The organism is Streptomyces sp. NRRL F-5126, from assembly GCF_000721265.1.
Lineage (GTDB): Bacteria > Actinomycetota > Actinomycetes > Streptomycetales > Streptomycetaceae > Streptomyces.
The window spans coordinates 1-201 of the sequence record NZ_JOFZ01000166.1 but is presented as its reverse complement, the minus strand read 5'-3'; the positions used below and the strand labels follow the sequence as shown (position 1 = coordinate 201).

The following is a 201-nucleotide window of genomic DNA, read 5'->3' as shown; positions in this document are numbered from 1 at the left end:
GGGGTGGTGTCTAGGTCGATGAGGGTGAAGCGGTCGGGGTTTTCGCTCTGTGCGGTGCGGATGAGGCCCCACAGGGGTGTAGCGGTGAGGTCGTGGATGTCTTCGTCGGGGTCGGTGGCGATGGCGTTGCGGGTGCAGATGACCAGGCGGGTGGTGGTGAGGCGCTCGTCGGTCAGCCATTCCTGGAGCAGGGCGAGCAGG

At 66.7% G+C, this 201-nt stretch carries 1 protein-coding gene; it reads right to left on the bottom strand.

Annotated elements, in window-relative coordinates; genetic code table 11:
• The coding region (locus tag IH48_RS34185; RefSeq protein WP_037844396.1) for a SpnB-like Rossmann fold domain-containing protein at positions 1-201 on the bottom strand (201 nt) is incomplete at both ends.